This is a genomic window from Flavobacterium cutihirudinis (genome assembly GCF_003385895.1).
Lineage (GTDB): Bacteria > Bacteroidota > Bacteroidia > Flavobacteriales > Flavobacteriaceae > Flavobacterium > Flavobacterium cutihirudinis.
The window spans coordinates 184,576-208,564 of the sequence record NZ_QRDQ01000007.1 but is presented as its reverse complement, the minus strand read 5'-3'; the positions used below and the strand labels follow the sequence as shown (position 1 = coordinate 208,564).

Genomic DNA, 23,989 nt, shown 5'->3' with positions numbered 1-23,989 from the left:
GGGATAAGAAATTTGAAATTTCCTCTTTATTATTTTTTATTAAAATCTCCCGCGTAAATTGATGTCATTTTATCAAGGCTCAAATATTTTCTTAAAACGGTATTTACCTCTTCTACTTTTAACACTTTTACTTTACTTTCAAGAGTATCATAATCTTCTAATGGAATTCCGTATTGTAGATATGTATTTACAAGTCCCATCAAAGTATCATCACTTCCTAATCTGGTTTTTCTCTCGTTTTGCCAGCTTACCAAATTCGATTTTAATTCCTCTGCTGTAAATCCGTCTTTTAATGCTTTTGAAATTTCTTCTTTCGCTGCAACTTCAACGGCATTCTTTTTAGTCGGATTTAAAAGCGCATAATATTCCCAATAAGCAACATCATTTGTAATTGGCACATTTATAAATGATCCTGCACCGTAACTAATTCCTTCTTTTTCTCTAAGTCGCATTGGGATTCTTGCACTTAAAAATCCGCCGCTTCCTAATATTTCATTTGCCATTACAAAAGCCGGATAATCAGGACTGTTTCGGTCCATTTTTAAGCTTACTTTACCAAGTGCAATAGCATTTTCTTTATCAGGAGTTAAATACTCTTTGTCTAGTTTTTTCGTTTCAAAATAAATTGGTTTGGCAAGTTCATATTTTGATTTAGAATTCCATTTCCCAAAAGTACTTTCCAGAATTTGCGTCGCCTCTTTTGTATCCAAATCTCCAACAACACTTCCAACACCATTATTTCCTCCTAAAATATTTTTATAGAAATCAACCAATTGCGATTGTTTTATCTTTTTAAAAGCATCAATCTGTTCTTGTGTTGTAGAAGTATAAAAAATACTTTCTTTAGGATAAGAACTTGTTTGTCTGTCAATTTCATTTATAGCAATTGACTGTGGATCATTTAAATTTGCTTCTAGATAGGTGTTATACTCAGCAATAGTTTTAGTCAATTCGTTTTCCGGAAAAGTTGAATTAAGAAGCAGATCTTCTAAAATCGCCATTACTTCCTTAAAATTTTCTTTATAAGTACTAACGTAAACAGATAAAGTTTGTCCATTAAAATTAAAACCAATACTCGATTTCAACTGATCCAAACGATCCTGAATCTGCTCCTTGCTTTTAGTAGTTGTTCCAGTTTTTAGCAACTGCGCCATAATAGCACCAACGTCTGATTTACCGGCAAGATCTTTCTCATTACTTACAGGAAATACAAAATTAGCCTGAACTTTTCCGCCTTTGATTTCTTTCTTAATCAAGCCATATTTCATGCCGTTAGTCAGTTTCCCTTCAGTTAAATTTTGTTTCAAATTTTTAATCGAAGCTTCAAAAGCTGCCACTTCTTTTTCTAAAGCTTTTCCTTTATATTCTTTCGTAAGCGCTACGATTTGTTCATCCGTAAATTCTACAGGTTTTGTTCGCTGCTCATCTTTTGAAGGAATAAAAACACCAACTGTCCTGTTATTACTTCTAAAATACTTTTCTGCAACACGCTGAATATCTTCTTTAGTCAATTTTTCAATAGCGTCACGATACAAGTAACCCAATCTGTAATCGCCTGCGCCAATAATTTCAGTCAGATTTATTGCAAACGAAATAGTGTTATTTTTAATTGATTCTATTTGTTTGATGATTTTAGCCTGAGCTCTGCTTACATCCTGATCGGTATATTTTATTGTTGTAATTTTATCTAATTCTGCTCTTACAACATCCTGTGTCCCTTTGATATCTTTATCGTTAGCTACCGCAAATCCAAAATACAGATAACTGGCATCTCTTACTGTTGGCTGCCAAAAATACAAACTGGAAACTTTTTGAGTTTCAACCAATGATTTGTATAAATATCCAGATGGATCTGCAGTTAAAATTTCCCCTAATGCATCAAGGGCTGCATAATCTTTGTCGGCATACGAAACCGTATGATATAAAGCACCAACATTTTTGCTATCGCCTGCTCTTTTCAATTCGACAAATTTCTCGCCATCCTGAGCTGGTTCAATCGTATACGTTTTATCTAAAACTCTTTTAGGTTTTGGAACAGCTCCAAAATACTGCCCAATATATTGCAGTGTTTTTTGTTCATCAAATTTACCGGCTACAATTAACGTAGCATTATCAGGCTGATAATACTTTTCATAGAAAACTCTAAGTGTATTTGCTTTTACGCGTTCGATATCTTCTTTACTTCCGATAGTACTATTTCCGTAATTATGCCATAAATAAGCCGTTGAAATAATTCTTTCCTGTAAAACGCGATCCGGATTATTTTCTCCAATTTCAAATTCGTTTCGCACGACAGAAAACTCCTTATCAAGATCAGTTTGCAGAATGGTCGCATTTATCATTCGATCTGCTTCCATTTCTATACTCCATTTAAGGTTTTCATCACTTGACGGAAATACTTCATAATAATTTGTTCGGTCATACCACGTCGTTCCGTTGGCATTTCCTCCTTTATCAGAAAGCATTTTTTTTATGTCTCCGAGATTTTTGGTGCTTTTAAAAAGCATATGTTCCAGTAAATGGGCCATTCCTTTCTCACCATAACCTTCATTTCTGGAGCCTACATTATAAACAATATTAACCACCATGTTGCTCTGAGAAGCGTCTGGAATTAAAAGAACTTTTAATCCATTTTTTAAAGAATATTCTTTAACACCTTCAACATTGGTAATAAATTTAGGTACCTCCGATTTTTGTGCATAAACTGTACTCAAAGAAATTAATGAGCAGCATAAAATTCCACTTAGTAATAATTTTCTCATAATTTTATTTAATGGTTTAGTAATTTTAAAATCATTCTTGGTAATCAAATATAGTATTTTTCTTAAACACGTAAGATTAACATTAACTTACTTTTAATAATTTTAGCCAAAACCAATACATTTTACAATCATTTCACGTATTACTTATTAATATCTTACTTTTTTATTGATTTTACCATTATAACAAAAAAACCGAGATAATACTTACTGTACTATCTCGGCTTATATAATTTATGCCTTTTTAAAGCTTGTCTTACATGATAACTTTTGATTTCGAAAATTCAACGCCTGCTTTTAAATGCGCGGCATTAGCTCTTCCACTTGGATCAAGATTATCCTGCCATTTCGGAATCCATTTGCGAACTGTTTGCGCCGCACTTACCTGAGGATAATGTTTATGAAAAATCGATCTGTATAAATACGCCTCTTTTGTTGTTGGAGAATTATATGGAAATTCTTTTGCAGCACCAGCCAATTGTTCATCTGTTATCTGCGAAGCACAATATTCAATCAATTCATCTACCCAATTATAGCCAACTCCATCTGAAAACTGTTCTTTCTGACGCCATAAAACTTCAGAAGGCAAATAAGGATCTTCCGGAGTATCAAATGCTTTTCTTAAAATATATTTTTCAATTCCGTCATATGTTTTTGGCTGTTTTTCTTCCGGTTTGATTCGGATTACAGTATCCAAAAATGAAATATCCAAAAATGGGATTCTAGCTTCAAGACCATTTGCCATTGTCATTTTATCGGCACGCAGTAAATCAGCAGTAAATAATTTCTGAACTCTTTCTATCGTTTCATCTTGAAATTCTTCTGTAGATGGTGCATTTCTGAAATACAAATGTCCACCAAAAATTTCGTCAGCACCTTCTCCTGAAAGAATTACTTTTATTCCAGCATCGGCAATAGCTTTAGATAATAAATACATTGGAACACCAGATCGCACAGAAATAATATCATAGGTTTCTAAGTGATAGATTACTTTATCTAAAACCTGAACTCCTTCTTCTACAGAAAAATGAATTTCATGATGTTCTGTTCCTAAAAATTCCGCAGCTTTTCGTGCGGCAATATTATCCGGCGCATCCGCATCTAAACCAATAGAAAACGAATGTAATTTTTCATTTTTCTCTTTTAACAATCTCGAAGCAACAGAAGAAATCAAAGAAGTATCCAAACCACCTGATAAAACAACGCCCAAAGGCACATTGCTTACAAGACGCTTGCGTGTAGCTTCGATTAATTTTTCGCGAATTAATTCTAAATTTAGACTTTCAACCGCATTTTTATGATCTTCGCATTCCGGCTGATAATATTTTACAAAACCTGTTTTACCTGTATAATAATGTCCTGGAGGAAAAGTTGAAAACGATTTACACTGATCTGCAATGGCTTTCATTTCTGATGAAAAATAAATTCTTCCTCTTTCATCCAAACCATAATACAATGGTTTTATCCCAATCGGATCTCTTCCTGCCATGTAATCATCTCCATTAATGACTACAAAAGCAAAATCACCATCTAGTTTGTTACAGAAATTATATCCAAACTCTTCATAAAGATGTACAATTACTTCTGAATCTGAATTAGTTCTGAAAGTATGTTCTTTTAAAACCGTATTTTTTAACTTCTGATAGTTGTATATTTCACCATCATGAATCATCCAGGCCTTATCTGTTCCCTGAATTGGTTGTCTTCCGGAATGCAGATCAATGATCGACAAACTTTCATGACAAATCACACTTCCATTATCCATAATATGTAAATCTCTCTCGTCAGGCCCACGATGTGACATTCTAGCCGAAAGTTCTTTAACAAGTTGCGGGTCTTTTCCTTTACCAATAACAGCCAATAATCCAGACATAGTATTCTATTTTATCATTATTTTTTTAATCATTTCCCAATGAAATGAACAATCTAAAAACGCAAATTATAATCCTTTATTCCAAAACAAAACTAAATATAATTTTCTGCTTTTACGGAATATCTATCTTAAAATCTCAACGATTTAACTTTATTTCATTTAAATAAAAGAAAAAACGCAATCTAAATCGTTTTTCTAAATTTTAACCTTTAAAATTTATTTACCAAAGACAAGAAAAACGTTCTCAGGAAGAGAACGTCTTTTTTTTGAAAATATATACTAATTCTAAAAATTACTTTTTAAGACTTTGCATATGCATCGTCATGTACACTTGCAACTGCTCTACCAGATGGATCGTTCATGTTTTTGAAAGCCTCATCCCACTCCAAAGCAATTTTTGTACTACAAGCTACACTTGCTTCCTGAGGCACGCACAACGCAGCAGCATCACTTGGGAAATGTTCAGTAAAGATTGAACGATAGTAATATTCTTCTTTTGAAGTTGGAGTCTGTAATGGGAATTTGTATTTCGCATTTGCTAATTGCTCATCCGAAACTTCTCTTGCCACAACTTCTTTCAAAGTATCGATCCAGCTGTATCCTACTCCATCAGAAAATTGTTCTTTTTGTCTCCATGCAACACTTTCCGGAAGCATATCTTCAAAAGCTTTACGAACTACCCATTTTTCCATCGGGTGTTCTTTGTTGATCATTTTATCTTGTGGGTTGATGCGCATTGCAACATCCATAAATTCTTTATCTAAGAAAGGCACACGCCCTTCGATTCCCCATGCTGCCAAACTTTTGTTTGCACGTAAACAGTCATACATATGAAGTTTACTTAATTTACGAACGTTTTCTTCGTGGAATTCTCTTGCGTTTGGTGCTTTGTGGAAATATAAATATCCTCCAAATAACTCATCTGCACCTTCTCCTGAAAGTACCATTTTGATTCCCATTGATTTGATAACTCTCGCCATTAACCACATTGGAGTTGAAGCTCTAACTGTAGTTACATCGTATGTTTCTAAGTTGTAAATTACATCACGAACAGCATCTAAACCTTCCTGAATTGTAAATTTAATTTCGTGGTGAATAGTTCCAATATGATCTGCTACTTTTCTCGCTGCAGCTAAATCTGGAGAACCTTCTAATCCAACTGAGAAAGAGTGTAATTGCGGGTACCAAGCATCTGTTGTATCATCTGACTCAATACGTTTTTGCGCAAATTTTTTGGCTACAGCCGAAGTAATAGACGAATCTAAACCTCCAGAAAGTAAAACTCCGTAAGGAACATCACTCATTAATTGTCTGTGAACCGCTGCTTCAAGCGCTTTCTTGATTTCTGGAATACTTGTTTCGTTGTCTTTTACTGCATCGTATTCTGTCCAGTCTCTTTTGTACCATTGTACAAATTCACCATCTTTACTTGATAAATAATGTCCTGGAGGGAATAACTCAATTTTTGTACAATATCCTTCTAAAGCTTTTAACTCAGAAGCTACATAAAAAGTTCCATGCTGATCCCAACCAATGTATAATGGAATAATTCCCATATGGTCACGAGCTACAAAATATTCGTCTTTATCAACGTCATAAATTGCAAATCCGAAGATTCCATTCATTTCATCAACAAAATGAGGTCCTTTTTCTTTATAAAGTGCCAAAATAACTTCGCAGTCACTTTCAGTTTGAAAGTTATATTTTCCTTCAAATTGCTTACGCAATTCTCTGTGGTTGTAAATTTCACCGTTTGCAGCCAGAACCAACTTTTTATCTTCTGTAAATAAAGGTTGTTTTCCTGAAGCTGGATCTACAATTGCCAAACGCTCATGCGAAAGAATTGCTTTATCATTGCTGTAAATTCCGCTCCAGTCTGGTCCACGGTGGCGAATGATTTTAGACATTTCTAATACTTGAGGTCTTAGCGCTTCAGCTTTTTGTTTTAGATCAAAGGCACATACGATTCCGCACATAATTCTATATTTTTATTTTTAATAATTTTATTTTGATAGGGCAAAGATGCGGTAATGGTTACAATTGAAAAACACAAATCTTTATTTCAGTTATAAATTGTAATCATATTTTCAATTTTACATACAAAATGTAAAATTTTAAGAGTAAAAATTAGCTTGAACTTGAAATTTTTAATTTCAAGGATAAACAATGAGTAAAATTGAAGGTTCTGGAGAAATCTTTGAATTAAATTTTAGGATATTTAAATATATATAAAAGATTCTCAAACAAAACATAAAAAGCTATTCAGAAATTATTCTATGTTCAATATTAACAAGTAGTTTGTCATTTCGATTTCGAACGAGGAATAATAAACTTTATGGAATTTAGTCCCTACGGGACAATTTATTCTGTGGCATATTTTTTCTACCAATATTTAACTCCTGGCGGAGTACAACTTTGAGAAATTAATATTAGCCACAAAACATTTAACACTAAATAAAGTATATCTCGTAGAGATTAAATATTGGTAGAAATAAAATAAGTTAGAAATATTAAAATGTCCCGTAGGGACTGCATCTTAATTAATCAATTACGCAACACTTTCAATCGTATAATGCGTTTTATTAATCTCAAATTGAAACCCAACTTTATTTCCCATTAAATGAGAACCCAAAGGAGATTGCGGAGAAAGTGCAATAACATTTACACCGTCAATTGCGATTTTAGGAAGCGCCACACTTAAGTACAAATAGATTCCATTTGCTTTTACCAAACTTCCCGAAATTATATTCTCAGTTACTTTGAGCGGATCAATTTTATCTAAAACTGCTTTTTGAGCAATCGCTTCTTTTAATTTATTGGTCAGTTTTTCCTGTTCGATATGCATCATCGACAACGCAGTTTCATGCTTGTCACCAGCCGACCCTTTTGCATCGTTTTTTGAATCTTCGGTCAGGTTTGAAATCATGTCTCTAAAAACATCGATTCTATCCTGAACCATTTGCGTATAATGGGTATATATTTTTTCTTTAAAAGTCATTTTTTTGAGATACTGAGGTTTTGAGAAGCAAAGGTGCAAAGGTTTTTTTTCTTTGTCTAAATTTTTATTCAAAAAAAGCTTTTGGGTAAACTACTTCTCCGCTTACGCCCGATAATCCGTTTTCTGTCAATTTAATAACCATGCAATTTTCAGCAGGAACGTCAAATGGCATTTTGATATTGTATTTTTTGCATAGTTCATATCCAAATCTTGGATAATAATCCTGATGCCCTAACAAAATAACCGATTTGTATCCTAAATCTTTTACTTTTTCGTGCCCATAAAGAATTAATTTTGAGCCGATTCCTTTTCCCTGAAATTCCGGCAAAACAGAAACTGGCGCCAATGCTAATGAATGAAAAGTTTGAGTTTCGTTCTTGATCTCCAGTTTGGTAAATAAAATATGTCCGACAACTTTGTCTTCAACTTCAGCAACAATTGACAATTCCGGAATAAAAGCTTCCGATTTCCTTAGTCTCTCTACCAGAAATTGTTCTTTGTGATCGCTATATTCTTCCTTTTCAAAAGCTTTTTCTATTAAATGAAATACACTTTCGAAATCCTCTTTATTTTCTTGTCTTATTTTAATTTCCATAAAAATAAAATTATAAAAAATTAGCCACGAATTCACGAATTTACTCCAAAAAATTCATGAAACCATGGCTAAAAAAAGCTTTACGACTGTGCGCAAAACTTAGTGTACTTTGCGGTTAAAAACCTTAAAAATCGAATTTATAATTACCTCCAACTAAAACCTGGAATCCTTGTACAGGATAATTCAGCCATCTTTCGTAAGCCTGATTTCCAATATTATTTAGTTTTAAGAAGAAAGTCAAACGCTCGTTATATTTATAGCCTAAATGTGCATTGGCATCAAAATAACTTTTTAGTGTGGTAACAAAAGGATCAACTCCTAAATCCAGATTAGTCTGCATATCTTTTCGTTCACCCACAAAAAACACATTCAAACCTGCATACCATTGTTTTGTAATATTGACATCAAGATTTGAACTCAATTTCATCGCTGGTAAATTCCACGCTTCTAAACTATCTGTTTTATAACTATTAAAAGTTCCGTTAATTCCAAAAGAAACATTTTGAGAAAAATCAGCTTTTAATTCTCCGTAAAAACGAAAAGTGCGCACATCGTCATACACTACACCAAAAGAATTTCCGAAGGCATAATTCTGGTTCGAAAAATCTTCTGTATAATCCTGACTTTTAAACAGCGCTTTGTCTTTTTCATTCAAATAAGAACCTGTCAAATTATAACTAACATTATTAGCTAATTTTCCTTTCAAACCTGCAAAAACAGTATACTGATTACTTGTTGGTCTCATATTTAAAGTTGGAGACAAAAACGGATTTTCAGTTACAAAATCGGCATATGAGTTTTGATTTAAACTTCCGTTTACTCCGGTATAGAAAATCATTAAATCACCCACCAATTTATACGAAGCATTTACTTTTGGATAAATAAAGAACTTGTTTCCACTATTTTCTGAATCTAAAGCATAAAATAATCCAGCACCTAATTCTAACGTCCATTCGTTCTCGTGAACCACAAAACTTGGCTCAATTCCAAAATTAGTCAGACTGTATTTTAATGGCTCCACATTATCGTAAGCATAATTATGTTCGAAAGAACCACTAACATGATCCACAATTATATTGGTGTTTATCGCCTGATCCATTACATCCACTTTGAAAGTCGGTTTTAGATAAAAACGATTTTCTGAAGAAGAAAAACTATCTGAAAAATGCGTAAAACGAGTTGAGATTTTACTGAAAATTCCCTCTGTAAATTCAGCATTTCCACCAAGCGAAATAGTATTATAAGAATGATTTGGATTAATACCTCTTATTAAATCTTCCTGTGTTGCCGGCGGTAAAGTCATTCCAAAATCAGTTGGAAGACCATACCAGTTATAAACCTGATTTTGATATCCTAAATCAACGCCCCACGAAACATCACGATTGATAACTCCGTATCCAACATTTAATGCCGTATCATAAAATTCATCATTCAGATTCACATCTTTAATTCCGCCTTGCGAAGAATGATGGCGCAACATTCCAGCGATATAATCATTATTACCTAAATCCTGTGTTACGAATAATTCCGCATTTAAAGTTCCGTAATTACCAACTCCAACCGTTGCATAATTATTAAACAATCTTTCTTTTTTAGATTTGTCCACGCCTTGCGCATTTCCTTTTGAAGGCGTAAAAGTTGACGCAACCGGAACCGACAAAATGCTATATTTAATAGTTTCTTTTGGCTGATTACCACTATCGTCAAGCGAAGGAGTTTCTTTCACTTTGAAGGCATCCGAGATTGTTGGCGAATAAGGTTTTACCACGTTTACCGTTTCAGTTCCGATGTTTTCATTCTTCTTTTGCGAAAACGAAAGCTGAACAGCACACAACATTAGTAAAATGGTGATTTTATTTCGGCAGTTTAATTTCATATTTCTTTTTTTATTAGAGAAAAGAAGCTAGAATAAAGAAGAAAGACTTCTCTGCAATTCCTAAATTTTTCTCTATTTTTTTATTCTATTTTCTAATATCTTGACACTTTGCTCTTTTTTCTATTTTCTAAAATCAAGCTTCCCACTCACCTTTGGCAACAAACTGAACATTCCCACCAATTTCAATATCATACTTATCGTTGGTTAGTTTTCCTTTGAAATAAATTTCGGAAGGACGATTAATATAATCTCCCTGATGATTGATAAGTTCGATTTCTTTGGTATTGTATTTCAGTAAAGAAGCCTGTAAACACGTGCTCGCGCTTCCGGTTGCTGCATCTTCCATTAACTGATTGTGCTCTATGTACAACAATCTGCTCATTACTTTAGTACCTTCAAAATAGTAAAAATACAAGCCTCTATGATCGGTTTTACAATGTTGTTTCATCCATTGATCCGCTTTATCTTTATCTAGAACCAAATTTTCCAAAGCTCTTTCACTACTTAAAGGAACCATTACAAAAGCACTTCCGGTTGTCACTTCCTGAATTGGGAATTGGTTTTCAAAATCACTTAATTGCAGATTGCTAAATTGTGTAAAATCTTGTTTTGAAAAAACATCCCAAAACTTTGGCTGCGCTGCTTTTAACCAAACCAATCCTTCTGATTTACGAATCTCAATTGGTCCAATAGGAACTTCCAGTTTAATTTCAGTTGGCGAATTTTCAAATATTTTATTCATCAAAACCCATGAAGTTCCGATAATTGGATGACCAGCAAATTGCATTTCATGAGCCGGAGTAAAAATTCTAATCTCAGCTTTATTATTTTCTCTGTCCAGTTTGGTTACAAATGTGCTTTCTGCGAAATTGATTTCTCTTGCAATCTGCTGCATTTCTGCCGAACTTAAATTTTGTGCATCTAAGAAAACTGCCAATTGATTTCCGGCGTATTTTTTATCAGCAAAAACATCAACTATATAAAAAGGTAAACTCATTGTTCTTATTTTTTTTTAGAGAAAGTAGAGAAAAGAAGCAAGAAGAAAGACTTTTTCAGCAATCTTGCTTCTTGCTTCTTTTCTCTACAATTTTCTTATTTATTAATTGAGGAATTCGTTTTAGATTCTTCCAATTTAATTGCACTCAATTCTGTTTTTGCTTCTTCAACCACATCCGGATAATCTGTAAAATTGTTTATTACGTTATCTAAAATATAAGTTGCCTGATAGCTGTCTTTTAATCCGTAGAAATTTTTCGCCATTAAAACCAAACCTTTCGCGCCATAATATTTATAAGCCGAATAATTTTTTGCCAACTTTTGAACTGCTGTATTCGAAGCATCAAATTTGCCTTCTTTAGTTTTAAAATAAGCATCATAATACAACGCTTCTGCAGCTAATTCTCCTTTTGACGTTGCCGAAAGTTTTGCATAAGCTGCTTTTGCTTTGTCTTCATTTCCTGTTTGCATTGCAGCGCGGGCAACAATAATCTGCGCATCAGCTTTTACTCCTGCATCTGATTTTGGATTTTCCAATACTTTCTCCGCAGCTATAACCGAATTGTCATAATCTTTTTTATCATAATAACATTTCATCAAATTGGCTTGAGCGAAGTTTTTATTTTGAGGATAATCTGCTTCGTTTTGCAAACGCACTAAAACCGGAATTGCCTTATCGCATTCTTTTGATTTTAAGTAAATCTGAGCTAATCTATTCAATGCTTGTTCTGTGAATTCGCTTCTTGGCTGATCAATTACATATTGATAATTTGGAATCGATTTTGTTTCTGATCCGTCAGCGTAATACAATTGAGCCAAATAAAAATTAGCTTCTAAAGCATGCAATCCAGAAGGGAATTTACTCACATAACCTGCAAAACCAGCGATTGCAGTTTTACTGTTGTTTTGACTGTATTGTTTAAACGCAGCATCATAAGTATCGTTATCCAATTCGGCATCTGTAACAGAAACGAAATCCAAAGTTCGAACCCAAGTTGCATATTCATCTACTTTTCCTGAATCAACATAAATTAATCTTGCGGTGGCAACTGCTTCTAAAGCCTCGGGAGTTTTTGGGAATTCAGCAGCTACTTTTTTGAATTTGGTCAAAGCCTGTTCATCACGATCTGAATTGTAATAAATCAAACCTTGTTTCAAAATTGATTTTGAAGTAAAGGAACCGTTTTTATATTCTGAAATCAATTGATCGTACGTTTTAATTGCTAGATCATTTTTCTTGTCTGCAACGTAAGTGTTTCCTAATTCAAACAAAACATCATCACGATATTCTGATTTTTTATACATTTTTAGGAAGTTGTTCAACTCATTGATTTTTTGATCATTTTTTGACATAAAACCATACGAAAGCGCTTTTTGAAATTGTGCATAATCGGCATCTACACCTTTAGCATCAATTGCTTTTCCGTAAGCTTCCATTGCCTGCGAATATTTAGAACTCACAAATCTGGAATCTCCTAAACGCAAATATGAATCGTTTAAACGTGATTTATCAGAAGGCGAATTATCAATTTGCGTCTGAAATGAAGTTGCAGCCTGATCGTATTCTTTCAGTTTAAAATATGTATAACCAATATTATAATTGATGTTTTTGTATTCTTCTGTAGATTTCGCAGCAGTCTGACCTGCAAATTGCTTGTATGTCAGTAAAGCATTCTGAAAATCGTCTGAAAGATATTCTGTTTCCGCTTTCCAGAAAGTAGCGCGTGCTGTAAATTCTGGTGTTTTTTGTTCGCTGATGGCACTTTTGAACATTTTTCCAGCTTCAGCATAATTAGATTCATTGTACAATTCTAATCCTCTGTAAAACAAAACTTTTTGATAAGCAGCTTTATTCTCAGCTGATCTGTTTTTTTCTAATAAAACCAAAGCTTCTTTGTAGTTTTTAGTCGAAATATAAGAGTCAACTAACAATTTTTCAACTTCAGCTTTGCTCGAATTATTTGGATATTTTTTTAGGAAATCAAGCAAAATTCCAGGAACAGTCTGATAAGCATTTCCAATATCATAACTCAATTTAGCATAATTCAACGCCGCATCTTCCTGAATCTGAGCATTAAATTCCATTTCTGAAGCATTTTTGAAAGCATTCAAAGCTTCTTGCTTTTTGCCTGTATTTAAATAACTTAAACCTAAATGGTAATACGCATTTTGTGCGACAAAGTCTTTTCCTTCAATAATTTTATTGAATTGAGAAATCGCTTTTTCATAGTCTTTTTGTTCGTAATACGCGTAACCTAATTGGTAAAAATCAGTATTATTCCATTTTCCTTTTTTACCTGCGTATTGCTCTAAAAACGGAATTGCTTTGCCATATTGCTTTAAGTTGAAATAACTTTCACCAATAATTTTATTCAATTCTGATTTTTCCATTTCATTTGATTTCGCCATGGCTTTTTGCCCCAAATCAATTGCTTTTTGGAAATTTCCAAGTTTGAAATTCATGTCGGCCTGATAATACGAAAGCTTCTCTTTGTATTTTTCTTCGCCTGAAACTTCATCAAAATATTTCGTTGCTTCTTTATAGTCGTCACCTTCATACGCCATAAATCCTAAATAATATTTGGCCTGAGAACCATATTCAGCAGAATTTACTACTTTATTGAAATACGTAGTTGCTTCTTTTTTCTTTTTTGCATTGAAATAACTATAGCCTTTTTGGAAATTAAACTTATCCGAATCGGCTTTACTCATGTAACTTTCATCTACTTTATCAAACCATTGCAACGCTTTTGGATAATTTCCCTGTTCGAAAAAATACTGTGCTACTTCAATGTAAGCTTGATTTTGTTTGGTACTTGTTGGATAATCTGCAACAAATTTTTCCATCAAAGCATCAGCATTTGGCTGATTGGTTCTGATGGCGCAATTTGCGATATAATAAGCACAATCTGATTTTACTTCTTCAGTTGGTGCACTATTATTTTTAACATATTGAAAAATATGCTGCGCCGATGCATATTGTTTGTCATTGTATAAAGCAACTGCTTTATCAAAATCCTTTAAATCGTAAGTATATATAGCTGATTTTTGTGCCGAAACCGTGGTCGAAATAAGAATAATTTGGAGTAAAAAGAACCAGGAAAGTCTACGCATTTTAGTTTTATTTAGTATTCAAATTTATCATTTTATACCGTTTATAACGAAACGTTTCCTGCTTTTATTATGAACAAAAAATTTAACAAGCGCTATTTCACAGCTTCCAGCATGGCATTTTTTAACCATATAAGTCATATAAGTAATTATAAGCGAGTTGTTTTCGTCATCTGGTTATTACTCTAAAATCATATAAGTTTTAACCAATAAAAAATTCTTTATGCCATTTACTAAAATGAACTTGTATTACTTATAGGGTTTAAATTTTCATTTCTTTTACTAGAAATTTTCTTAAGAAATGATTGAAATTTATTTTGAATCCAATCGTTATCTTATTACTTTTACCAATCAAATCAATTTTATTATGTCACAAACCGTACTCTCGCTTAAAGAAGTCACTATATATCAAGAAGGAAGAAAAATTATATCTCATATTAATTTAGATGTTCAACATGGTGAATTTATTTACATCATTGGAAAAACAGGTTCCGGAAAGAGTAGTTTCTTAAAAACTTTATACGCAGATTTGCCTTTAACGGAAGGCGAAGGACATATTGTTGAATTTGATTTGGCAACTTTAAAAGAAAATGATATTCCGTATTTGAGACGTAAAATCGGGATTGTATTTCAGGATTTCAAACTACTTCCGGACCGTTCTGTAAAAGACAATATGCTTTTTGTCCTAAAAGCAACTGGATGGACAGAAAAAGAAGCAATGGAACACAAAATTGATGAAGTTTTGAATAAAGTTGGAATGATCAATTTCCTAAACAAAATGCCACACCAACTTTCCGGAGGTGAACAACAGCGTGTTGCAATTGCAAGAGCTTTGCTAAATGACCCGGAATTTATTCTGGCTGATGAACCTACCGGAAACTTAGATCCGCAAACTAGTTCTGAGGTTTTAGAAGTTTTAAAAACCATCAACGCAAACGGAAAAACGGTTATTATGGCAACGCACGATTATGCTTTGTTGATGAAATTCCCATCTAAAACACTGAAATGCGAAGATGAAAGAATCTTCGAAGTGGTACAAAGAAGCGTGTAATGCTTTCTGTTTTAATTCCTGTTTACAATTATAATGTTTATCCTCTTGTTTCTGAGATTAAACAGCAAGCTGATAATTTAGGAATTGAATATGAAATTATTTGTTATGATGATGCTTCAGATCTTGTTATAGAGGAAAATCACAAAATAAGTCAATTTCAAGAATGCTCTTTTATTGTTTTAAAAAAAAATGTTGGTCGAAGTGCGATTCGGAATTTATTAGCCGAAAAAGCAATGTATGAAAATTTGCTTCTTTTGGATGCTGATGTAATTCCTACTAATAACCAATTCGTTTCTAATTATATTACCGCAATAAAAAAAAATCAAAAAGTCGTTTTTGGTGGTCAATTATATAAAGATGATAAACCTGCTAAAGAATTACTTTTACGTTGGATTTATGGAAAAAAAAGAGAATCCCAAAATTTAGCTGAACGATCTAAAAATCATTATGATTTTGCTTTAGTTTCTAATCTATTAATTAAAAAAGAAATTTTAATTGGTTTTCCATTTGATGAAACACTAACGAAATACGGTTACGAAGATTTGCTTTTTTTCACCATTTTAAAATCAAATGGCATTAAAATTACTCATATTGAAAATCCTATTTTTCATTTAAACTGTGAAACTTCAAAAATTTTTCTAACCAAAACGAAAGTCGCTTTAGAAAATTTAGTTTTTTTAAATATTGCTAATAAAATCTCCAAAGACCAAAGTAAAATTATCACTTCATTTGATTTTTTGCGAAGATTAAAACTGATTTCTTTTTTTGTTTTTATTTTTAAAAAATCAGAGCAAAAAATTCGACTAAATCTACTTTCAGAAAAGCCATCACTTTTTCTGTTTGATATTTATAAATTAGGTTATTATTGCTTTTTAAAGACAAAATAAATGGCTTTTTTCTCCATCATAGTTCCATTATACAATAAAGAAAATTTTATCGAAAACACGATAAAAAGCATACTGAATCAAAGTTTTCAGGATTTTGAGATTATTATTATAAATGATGGTTCTACAGACAAAAGTGAAAAAAAAATAATGCAATTTAAAGATTCCAGAATTAATTATTTCAGCAAAAAAAATGAAGGAACCTCAACAGCCCGAAATTACGGAATCGAAAAAGCAAAAGCTGATTTCATAACGTTTCTAGACGCAGACGACTATTGGTACCCAATGTTTTTAGAAAGTATGTTTGATGCTATTAAAAAAGTTCCTGCTCAAAAAGTATTTGCAGCAGCAATTGAATTTGAAACTTCTAAAAAAATAGTTCCTGCTCAGTATTCTATTTACAAATCAGGCAATGAACTTGAAATTGTAAATTATTTTAAAGCGAGTTTAAAAGAAACTGTACTCTGTAGTTCATGCGCCGTTTTCCATAAATCTATTTTTGTGGAAGTTGGATTTTTTGACACCAAAATAAAAAGTGGCCAAGATACTGATTTATGGATTAGAATTGGATTAATTCATCCTGTGGTTTTTTCATGGAAAATATTAGCCCGTTATGTTTACGACCCGAAAAGTCTTTCTAAAAACACTAAATTAATTACACAAAAAATGGATTTTTCGAAATTTGAAGCAATTGAAAAAATAAATTCTGATTTAAAGAGATTTTTAGATTTAAATCGTTTCTCGCTTGCTATAAAGTGCAGGTTAGTTGGAGAAAAAGCCCTTTATAATAAATATTGCGCTCCAATTGATTTCAAAAAACTAGGCTTAAAAAAAAGAATTCTATTAACTCTTCCTTCGTTTTTATTGCGGCCTTTAATTTTGTTTAAAACTTTTTTGACAAATTTAGGAATTGGCTCATCAGTTTTTAAGTAACATTATCTTATATTTTTAAAAGATTTTTCCATTTTTCAGCAACAGTTTTTAAATTTAAATGCTGAACACTTTCGATAGCATTCTTTTTACAAAAAAAATATAATTCATGATCATCAATAAATCTATTCATAGCTTCAGCCAAAGCTTTTGAATTATGATTTTCAACAAGTAATCCATTATATTCATTTTGAATAATTTCTCTTGGACCAGAATTACAGTCCACCGAAACAACAGGCGTTCCCAAAGCAAGAGATTCTATAATCGAAAGCGGAAAGCCTTCATAATTACTAGTCAAAATTGTAAATTTAGCTTTTTGAACTTCTTGATAAGGATTATTTTTAAACGGGAAAATTTCAACGTAATTATCTAAATTAAAAGTTTTTATTTTTTGTTTAATAAAGTTCACATCATTCCCTTCACCCATCAAATGAAGCTTATAGCCTTTTAGAAAAATTTTAGATTGTGAAAAACCTTCCAATAATAAAGTAAAGTTTTTTACTTTTTCATCAAACCTACCAAAAAACAAAACTACTTTTTGAGTTACTACATAATCTTTTTGTATTCCTTCTTTAGTAAGGAAAAAAGGATTATGTATTGTTATTGTATTTTTTAATTCAAACAACTGATTCACTTTCTTTTCAATTGCTTTTGACACACAAATTAAAGCTTCAACATCTTTATAAATTAATTTTGACCAAAATTTCGAAGCAGGAAAATAATTTTCAAAATTATAACTGTGCACTATATAAAAGATTCTTCTTTTTCCGTAAATAAATCTTGTTGTCAATTCTCTAAAAAGAACATTTCTTGTTCTGCTGTCTATTATAATTTCAATTTTATTTAGAACTAAATATCGACGCAATAAAATACCTTTTTTTATTTTTCTAAAAGAAACTGATTTCGCACTTTCTTTCTCTAAATTAAATAAAGTGCCAGCAAATAAATAATCTACACCATCATTTACTGTAATAGAATGAACTTCAAAATCGGAATCTTCTAACATAAAAGTCAATAAAGTTGCAAAACGTTCTGCCCCTCCTTTATCTAAAGAATTTGAAACAATAGCAACTTTCTTTTTATTCATGTTTTAACCTAAAAAGTAAATATATTTGTCAAATATACATATAAATGAAAGTTTTATTGGTAGGCGAATACAGCCATTTGCATAATTCTTTAAAAGAAGGTTTAAAGGCTTTAGGGCATGAAGTTTTTATTATAGGTCAAAATGACGGTTTTAAAAATTTTCCTGTAGATTTTCCTATTCAAAAAAAATGGGATTCTGGTTTATTGAAAAAAATAAAAATTGCGATCTTCAAAATTTCTGGTTTTGATATCAGTTCTTATCTAACTTATATTCAATTTCTAAAATTTAAAAATCAATGTTTTGGTTTTGATGTTGTACAACTCATTAACGAAAATAGTTTTCATTGTACACCTTACTTTGAAAAAAAAATCATTTCTTATTTACTAAAAAACAATCAAAAATTGTTTTTATTAAGCTGTGGTTATGACTATTTGAATGTAAAATATTGTTTTGAAAATCCTGAATTTAAATCTGTAATCCCTCTCTATCTAAATCATAAAATTGATAAAAAATCATTTGAAAATGTTTTAAAATTCCGTAAAAAAAGTTTTTTCAGGCTACATAACTTTATATATAAAAACTGCAACGGCATAATTGCCTCAGATTTAGATTACCATTTACCTCTCCAAGGAAACAAAAAATATTTAGGACTTATCCCGAATCCAATAAATATTAACAAACTTTCATTTCAAGCTTTAGAAACCATTCGTAAAATCATCATTTTTCATGGGATCAACAAGGATAACTTTTTAAAAAAAGGAAATGATTATTTTGAAAAAGCACTAGAAATAATTAAACAAAAATATAGTTCTAAAGTAGAAGTAATTACTGTTACCAGTGTTCCCTATTCGGAATATATTAATTTATATAATAGTGCCCATATTTTACTAGATCAAATTTATGGCTACGATCAAGGATACAATGCTCTAGAATCCATGGCAAAAGGAAAAGTAGTCTTTACAAACGCCGAACCTGAGTTCATCAAATACTACAATCTTACCGAAAAAGTATGTATAAATGCCATTCCTGATGTGGATTATCTGGTAAAAGAATTGTCTTTTTTAATAGAAAATCCGGAGGAAATTAGGAAGATAGGAAAACACGCAAGAATTTTTATTGAGGAGCATCACAAGTATATAAAAATTGCGGAAAAATATATTCAAAAATGGGTAGAACACTAAAAAAGGCTTTTCCTAAAATATAGAGAAAGTGTCATTAAGTAAACCAAATTCTGAAAAGCATAAGCAATTACAGCACCTTCAATCTTAAATATTTTTATAAAATATAAACTCGAAAAGTATAGCACTGAAAGTGAAAAAAGTTCAGAAATTATGAAAGCAAAAGTCATTTTTTTTGCAAAAAATTGAAGCCCTAAAACTAGTGAACAAACTTTCAAAACATCTCCTAGAAGTTGCCAAAAAAACAAATTGGTTACGGGCAGAAATTCTTTTGTAAATAATAGTTGAATAATAAAAAATCTACCCAAATAAACTACAATTATAGACAATATAAAAACAGGCAAAATGAATTTATAAAACTGCCAAAAAATACTTTTAGTTTGGAATTTAGTTGAGGCTTTCGATAGTCTTGGAAGAAAATAAACGCTTAGAATTGTACTTACAAACATTAAATAATAAGTTGAGATTCTATTTATGGTTTCCCAATATCCAGCTTGTTCGATTCCAAAATTCTTAATAATGTAATTTCGAATTGCAAGAAATACAAATGGCCCTAAAACGGACGAAACCAAGACCATCAAAGAGTAAGAAGAAAGATTTTTTATAATTTTAAAATCAAATAAATTGAAATTTACAAACTGAAGAAATTGAATTTCTTTTTGCACTAAAAAAAAAGTGACAAAAAATAATAAACTCGGAGCAATAACAATTGCTAATAAAGCACCAGTGGTTTTAAATTGCAAAATCAAAAAAACAGAAGTTAATAAACTTATGAAATTTCCAATAATATTTATTCCTATTACTTTTTGAAATTTTCCCAAGCCATTAATTATTGCAATCAAAAAAATTGACAAACCGTAAGTTGGTATGACAAAAGCTAAAACTCTAAAAACGATTAAATATTCGATATTATTTCCAAAGATTTTCTCATTCCAGAAAGAAGCTGAAAAAAATAGAATTCCGCTTAAAACAAGCGCAACAAGTACTAAACTTATTAAAACAGTTGAAACTATTTTATGAAATTCTGTTTTGTTCTTTTCATTTTCTGCCGTATACTTTACAATTCCGTTTTGAAAACCTACAATCGAAATATTTTCTAATGAAGTTAAAAAATTGCGTAGATTGCCGACCAATGCCATTCCGCTCGGCCCTACAAAAATGGCTAATATTTTTGAGGTAATCAGCCCGATTCCAATTTTTAAAACAACGCTAAAAGTGTTTAAGGACATAATCTTAAACAAGTTTGTGTGGATTATTTTTCTATAGAAACTCAAACTATTATAGTAAGTTTATTTTAAAAAAATCCTGATTATAAACAGAACAGCCTAATTCTTCTTTCTGTTTCAAAAGCCCTAGATTATAACCTACCTCGTTTTCATCATCTACAATACCCATATCGAAAAAACACTTACCTTCTTGTTTATATTTATAAATTAGATTGATGAATAAAAAATCTAAAGCCCTAAATTTTTCACCTTTTTTTGAAGTTGCCCCATATTGCGATTTTACACCATTTATTGTTTCAAAAATTGTTACTCCAGCAATAATTTCACCATTTAAGTATGCCGAAAATTGTTTAATATTTTGCGGCACCTGAGATTTTAAATAAGTCATTTCTTGCTTTGAATGGACAGGTTTTACACCAAATTTCTCTAACAGTCTTGGTTGCAAAATTTTTTCCCAAAAAGGATTAAAATCTTCTTCTTCTAACATATGCAAATCTAGATTTTCGATTCTTCGAAAATGCTTTAATTTACTTTTTGAAATCTTTAAGTTTGTCGACAAATTAATAGCTAAATTCATTTCTTTTCTTTCTAAGATTGCACCACGCCGAAATAGAAAAAAATCCACTTCTTTATTTCCTTCTTTAAAATAAAAATCGGGAACCGACTTATAATAAAAGGTTTCAATTCTATTTTCTTTTAAAAAAAATAAAATTTCATCTAAAATTGATTCCACTTTTTCTGCTTTCAATTTAGACGAAAAAACCAATCCACCATAGGTAAGTCCTTGATGTGAATGAATTGATTTCCCTTGTTTATTGGCCGGAAGAATTGCCCGCAACTTTTCATCTTCAAAAACTAAAAGCGAAAAATCTTCAAACCGATCTTTGTGATATTCCATAAAATCACGATGGAACAAAAATGTTGCATTTTTAGCTTGATTTACAAAATCATTCCATAATGTATAATCGTTCTCTTCGTATTTCTTTATCGTATATTTTATCACTTTCCTCAATTATTTGTGCTCAAAAGCCGGTAGATACCATTTGTATTTTACCGCCAGTAAACGAACCGAAATGATAACCAGAGAAGTTAAAAGATACAGAATGTCATCTTCTAAATTTAATCGCTTTAAAGCAAAAAAAACAATTCCGCCAAAAATACAGATAGTTGCATAGATTTCCCGTCTAAAAATCGTCGGAATCTCATTGCACAAGATATCACGCAGCACTCCACCAAAGCAAGCCGTCATGGTTCCTAATGCTACACAAATTACAGGATGCAACCCAATCATAATGCCTTTTTCAAGTCCGATTAAGGTAAAAACCCCTAAACCAATTGTGTCAAACAAAAACAAAGAGGTTCGTAGCTTGTCAAATTTCTTCCTAAAAAGTATAGCAAGAAAAAAACCTAAAATAATCACATAAACATATTGAATATCAAGCATCCACCCCACTGGAGTTCTACCAATTAGCGTATCGCGCAGCGTACCGCCACCAACAGCTGTAACAAACGCAATTATAAAAACACCGAAAGGATCCAGTTTTTTATGCATTGCGGTTAAAGCTCCTGACATTGCAAATGCCATTGTACCAATAATATCTAATAGATGGAACATTCTTTCTTAAGTTACGAAGGTTAAAAGTTACAAAGTTGTGTGGAATATCTTAAAATTTTAAACCTATAATCTTAAGGGTTATCTCTTCACATAAATAGGACTTCTTTTTAGCAAATACTGAACAGAATCTATCCAACTGTCTTTTACTGCCAAGAACGGTTTGCGAGTTTGTGAGTATATTTTTGAAGCGTTTTTATACATATCAAAATATACGGTGTAATAGTAATATTCTTGTGAGTTGGCTGTTGTAGTCGAAATATCGTTCGTTTTTACCTTTTTGTTATCATTACTTACTTTTGCATTTCCGCTATTGTAAGTAGTTGATGTTGTATTGGTTCCTATTGTGTACGAAATTTTAGCCGCTACAATATTATCAACACCCAGAATTTTTTCAAGATCTTCTATCGGAGTTTCATCAATGTTTTTATAATCAATTCCGGCCTTGTGAAGCAAACTATTTGTAGTTCTCAAATCCTGAACTGTCAATGGAAAAATGTTTGAAGATTTATCTAACAACTTATTGTACAAATCATTTTGAGCAAACTTAGCCATATCTTCAGAGCTTTCCTGCGTATCTGAATTTAAATAAGGAACCGGAAGTACCGCGATAGTATTCTGTTTGATTTCTCCGGCTGCTACGTAAGTCGAACCTGAAGAAGCGGGTGAAGTCGCAGTTGAAGTCGCGCTCTGACCCACATTAAAAGTTTGAGAACGTCCGCTTGCAAAATCGATTCTCGCAATCTGCGAAACATCCAGAACAATAAGTAAAGTTTCGCCTGGTAACGAATATTCAACTGTTTTATCAGATATTTTAGAAACCGTACAGTCAATAATCTGATAATCTCTCTTTATAATTTTATCTAATTTTTTTGATCCCTGGGCCAATACACTAACTGAAACCAATAAAGCAACTATTATGGCAAATACATTTTTAATTTTCATACTGCAAATATTTAAGATTATTGTTTTTGAAATTTCTTAATTTAATGAGCACTAAGTTACTGAAATCAATTTATTCATCCTTATGATTTAGCTCATAAAAACATTAAAAATACGATTACATATTTTGCGTATAGTAGTTATAATCCTTTAAAATCACTCTTATAAAATCGCTGTTATTTCCGGATTGATTTTTAATTCCTGTAACACTTTCTATTTTAGCAACTAATTTATAGATGATTTCGTGGTCATTTTTAGCATCCGCTTTCTTGAATGTTTCTTTTATGATTCTCATATCATTGTCTGATAGCTTTATAACGAGCGGATAAGTTGGCACATAAGCCGTCCCTATTTCTTCTAAAATCGTATGGCTAATATTTATTTTATTCTTTAAAGTGATAACCGCAGTTCCAGCTGCCATATCGCCCAGACGCTGTCCTTTTTTACTTGTAATTACGGTAATCAATCCGACAAGACCATACAGAGAAGAAAAATCAATTATTCTAAAAAACCAACGAATTAAATAATCACCAAAACTCGCCTGATAACCATCTAATTTTACCACTTTTATTTTTAGCAGTTTTTTTCCAAAAGACTGACCTTCAAAAACACTTTCTAACGTAATCGAATAGATTATTACAGGAAAATAAATGATTAAAAGTATCGAAATTCTGGACCAGGAATCGACATTATCCAGCAATTTATCAAGATGAAGCACATAAAAAAACAGCATCGAAATCACAAAAATATACGACAATTTTATAGCCAAATCTATGAAATACGCGCCTAGACGTTCTCCTACAGAAGCAGCTATAAAATTTATTTTAACATTTTGTGTTGTATTAATAGATAATTCTGACATATTTTATAT

Annotated in this window: 18 protein-coding genes; 4 read left to right on the top strand and 14 right to left on the bottom strand. The window is 31.6% G+C overall.

Annotated elements, in window-relative coordinates; translation table 11 throughout:
- Positions 1 to 29 precede the first annotated feature (29 nt).
- From BD847_RS00910 to BD847_RS00875, 8 genes are all read right to left on the bottom strand, one after another.
- Positions 30 to 2,762, bottom strand: a complete 2,733-nt coding sequence (locus BD847_RS00910; protein WP_115886391.1) for a M16 family metallopeptidase — start codon at positions 2,760 to 2,762, stop codon at positions 30 to 32.
- Positions 2,763 to 3,015: 253 nt separating this feature from the next.
- Complete coding sequence (gene asnB / locus BD847_RS00905) at positions 3,016 to 4,632, bottom strand: asparagine synthase B (protein ID WP_115886390.1); 1,617 nt, start codon at positions 4,630 to 4,632, stop codon at positions 3,016 to 3,018.
- A gap of 299 nt (positions 4,633 to 4,931) precedes the next feature.
- Positions 4,932 to 6,608, bottom strand: coding sequence for an asparagine synthase B (asnB, locus tag BD847_RS00900; RefSeq protein WP_115886389.1), 1,677 nt, complete (start codon positions 6,606 to 6,608; stop codon positions 4,932 to 4,934).
- Positions 6,609 to 7,180: 572 nt separating this feature from the next.
- Complete coding sequence (locus BD847_RS00895) at positions 7,181 to 7,630, bottom strand: hypothetical protein (RefSeq protein ID WP_115887305.1); 450 nt, start codon at positions 7,628 to 7,630, stop codon at positions 7,181 to 7,183.
- A 64-nt stretch (positions 7,631 to 7,694) separates the two neighbouring features.
- Entirely contained in the window at positions 7,695 to 8,225 is a 531-nt protein-coding gene (locus BD847_RS00890; RefSeq protein WP_115886388.1) for a GNAT family N-acetyltransferase, read from the bottom strand.
- Positions 8,226 to 8,349: 124 nt separating this feature from the next.
- A complete protein-coding gene (locus tag BD847_RS00885; RefSeq protein ID WP_115886387.1) occupies positions 8,350 to 10,101 on the bottom strand; it encodes a TonB-dependent receptor in 1,752 nt (583 codons plus the stop codon).
- A gap of 133 nt (positions 10,102 to 10,234) precedes the next feature.
- Positions 10,235 to 11,098, bottom strand: coding sequence for a PhzF family phenazine biosynthesis protein (locus BD847_RS00880; protein ID WP_115886386.1), 864 nt, complete (start codon positions 11,096 to 11,098; stop codon positions 10,235 to 10,237).
- Between the two features lie 95 nt (positions 11,099 to 11,193).
- Entirely contained in the window at positions 11,194 to 14,211 is a 3,018-nt protein-coding gene (locus BD847_RS00875) for a tetratricopeptide repeat protein (protein ID WP_115886385.1), read from the bottom strand.
- Positions 14,212 to 14,575: 364 nt separating this feature from the next.
- On the opposite strand from BD847_RS00875, the gene BD847_RS00870 reads away from it, so the two are divergent.
- Genes BD847_RS00870 through BD847_RS00860 form a run of 3 tightly spaced genes read left to right on the top strand, consistent with a single transcriptional unit; the run spans position 14,576 to position 17,076 of the window.
- Positions 14,576 to 15,259: a cell division ATP-binding protein FtsE gene (locus BD847_RS00870; RefSeq protein WP_115887304.1), complete on the top strand. Its 684-nt coding sequence runs from the start codon at positions 14,576 to 14,578 to the stop codon at positions 15,257 to 15,259.
- Positions 15,259 to 16,146 carry a glycosyltransferase family 2 protein gene (locus tag BD847_RS00865; RefSeq protein ID WP_115886384.1) on the top strand — a complete coding sequence of 296 codons (888 nt, stop codon included), beginning with the start codon at positions 15,259 to 15,261 and terminating at the stop codon, positions 16,144 to 16,146. The genes BD847_RS00870 and BD847_RS00865 overlap by 1 nt, the downstream gene beginning before the upstream one ends.
- Positions 16,147 to 17,076: a glycosyltransferase family 2 protein gene (locus BD847_RS00860; RefSeq protein WP_115886383.1), complete on the top strand. Its 930-nt coding sequence runs from the start codon at positions 16,147 to 16,149 to the stop codon at positions 17,074 to 17,076.
- A gap of 7 nt (positions 17,077 to 17,083) precedes the next feature.
- On the opposite strand, the gene BD847_RS00855 is transcribed toward BD847_RS00860, so the two are convergent.
- Positions 17,084 to 18,160 carry a glycosyltransferase gene (locus tag BD847_RS00855; RefSeq protein ID WP_115886382.1) on the bottom strand — a complete coding sequence of 359 codons (1,077 nt, stop codon included), beginning with the start codon at positions 18,158 to 18,160 and terminating at the stop codon, positions 17,084 to 17,086.
- Between the two features lie 44 nt (positions 18,161 to 18,204).
- Here BD847_RS00855 and BD847_RS00850 point away from each other — a divergent pair, with 44 nt between their 5' ends.
- Complete coding sequence (locus BD847_RS00850; RefSeq protein WP_115886381.1) at positions 18,205 to 19,341, top strand: glycosyltransferase; 1,137 nt, start codon at positions 18,205 to 18,207, stop codon at positions 19,339 to 19,341.
- On the opposite strand, the gene BD847_RS00845 is transcribed toward BD847_RS00850, so the two are convergent.
- The 5 genes from BD847_RS00845 to BD847_RS00825 all read right to left on the bottom strand — a co-directional run bounded on the left by BD847_RS00845 (position 19,338) and on the right by BD847_RS00825 (position 23,980).
- A complete protein-coding gene (locus BD847_RS00845; protein ID WP_244201538.1) occupies positions 19,338 to 20,567 on the bottom strand; it encodes an O-antigen translocase in 1,230 nt (409 codons plus the stop codon). The genes BD847_RS00850 and BD847_RS00845 overlap by 4 nt on opposite strands.
- 49 nt (positions 20,568 to 20,616) lie before the next feature.
- On the bottom strand, positions 20,617 to 21,462 hold the full coding sequence (locus BD847_RS00840) for a FemAB family protein (RefSeq protein ID WP_244201537.1): 846 nt from the start codon (positions 21,460 to 21,462) through the stop codon (positions 20,617 to 20,619).
- A gap of 114 nt (positions 21,463 to 21,576) precedes the next feature.
- Complete coding sequence (locus BD847_RS00835; RefSeq protein ID WP_115886379.1) at positions 21,577 to 22,179, bottom strand: trimeric intracellular cation channel family protein; 603 nt, start codon at positions 22,177 to 22,179, stop codon at positions 21,577 to 21,579.
- 78 nt (positions 22,180 to 22,257) lie between these two features.
- Entirely contained in the window at positions 22,258 to 23,121 is an 864-nt protein-coding gene (locus BD847_RS00830) for a hypothetical protein (RefSeq protein ID WP_115886378.1), read from the bottom strand.
- Positions 23,122 to 23,236: 115 nt separating this feature from the next.
- Positions 23,237 to 23,980, bottom strand: a complete 744-nt coding sequence (locus tag BD847_RS00825; protein WP_115886377.1) for an RDD family protein — start codon at positions 23,978 to 23,980, stop codon at positions 23,237 to 23,239.
- Between the last annotated feature and the right edge of the window lie 9 nt (positions 23,981 to 23,989).

What these genes read in the sequence shown, in the direction of transcription:
- BD847_RS00855 (WP_115886382.1), bottom strand. Translation starts at nt 18,160, where the DNA reads ATGAATAAAAAGAAAGTTGCTATTGTTTCAAATTCTTTAGATAAAGGA.
- BD847_RS00875 (WP_115886385.1), bottom strand. Translation starts at nt 14,211, where the DNA reads ATGCGTAGACTTTCCTGGTTCTTTTTACTCCAAATTATTCTTATTTCG.
- BD847_RS00850 (WP_115886381.1), top strand. Translation starts at nt 18,205, where the DNA reads ATGAAAGTTTTATTGGTAGGCGAATACAGCCATTTGCATAATTCTTTA.
- asnB (WP_115886390.1), bottom strand. Translation starts at nt 4,632, where the DNA reads ATGTCTGGATTATTGGCTGTTATTGGTAAAGGAAAAGACCCGCAACTT.
- BD847_RS00910 (WP_115886391.1), bottom strand. Translation starts at nt 2,762, where the DNA reads ATGAGAAAATTATTACTAAGTGGAATTTTATGCTGCTCATTAATTTCT.
- BD847_RS00835 (WP_115886379.1), bottom strand. Translation starts at nt 22,179, where the DNA reads ATGTTCCATCTATTAGATATTATTGGTACAATGGCATTTGCAATGTCA.
- BD847_RS00880 (WP_115886386.1), bottom strand. Translation starts at nt 11,098, where the DNA reads ATGAGTTTACCTTTTTATATAGTTGATGTTTTTGCTGATAAAAAATAC.
- BD847_RS00870 (WP_115887304.1), top strand. Translation starts at nt 14,576, where the DNA reads ATGTCACAAACCGTACTCTCGCTTAAAGAAGTCACTATATATCAAGAA.
- BD847_RS00840 (WP_244201537.1), bottom strand. Translation starts at nt 21,462, where the DNA reads ATGGAATATCACAAAGATCGGTTTGAAGATTTTTCGCTTTTAGTTTTT.
- BD847_RS00860 (WP_115886383.1), top strand. Translation starts at nt 16,147, where the DNA reads ATGGCTTTTTTCTCCATCATAGTTCCATTATACAATAAAGAAAATTTT.
- BD847_RS00830 (WP_115886378.1), bottom strand. Translation starts at nt 23,121, where the DNA reads ATGAAAATTAAAAATGTATTTGCCATAATAGTTGCTTTATTGGTTTCA.
- BD847_RS00845 (WP_244201538.1), bottom strand. Translation starts at nt 20,567, where the DNA reads ATGTCCTTAAACACTTTTAGCGTTGTTTTAAAAATTGGAATCGGGCTG.
- BD847_RS00825 (WP_115886377.1), bottom strand. Translation starts at nt 23,980, where the DNA reads ATGTCAGAATTATCTATTAATACAACACAAAATGTTAAAATAAATTTT.
- BD847_RS00885 (WP_115886387.1), bottom strand. Translation starts at nt 10,101, where the DNA reads ATGAAATTAAACTGCCGAAATAAAATCACCATTTTACTAATGTTGTGT.
- asnB (WP_115886389.1), bottom strand. Translation starts at nt 6,608, where the DNA reads ATGTGCGGAATCGTATGTGCCTTTGATCTAAAACAAAAAGCTGAAGCG.
- BD847_RS00865 (WP_115886384.1), top strand. Translation starts at nt 15,259, where the DNA reads ATGCTTTCTGTTTTAATTCCTGTTTACAATTATAATGTTTATCCTCTT.
- BD847_RS00890 (WP_115886388.1), bottom strand. Translation starts at nt 8,225, where the DNA reads ATGGAAATTAAAATAAGACAAGAAAATAAAGAGGATTTCGAAAGTGTA.
- BD847_RS00895 (WP_115887305.1), bottom strand. Translation starts at nt 7,630, where the DNA reads ATGACTTTTAAAGAAAAAATATATACCCATTATACGCAAATGGTTCAG.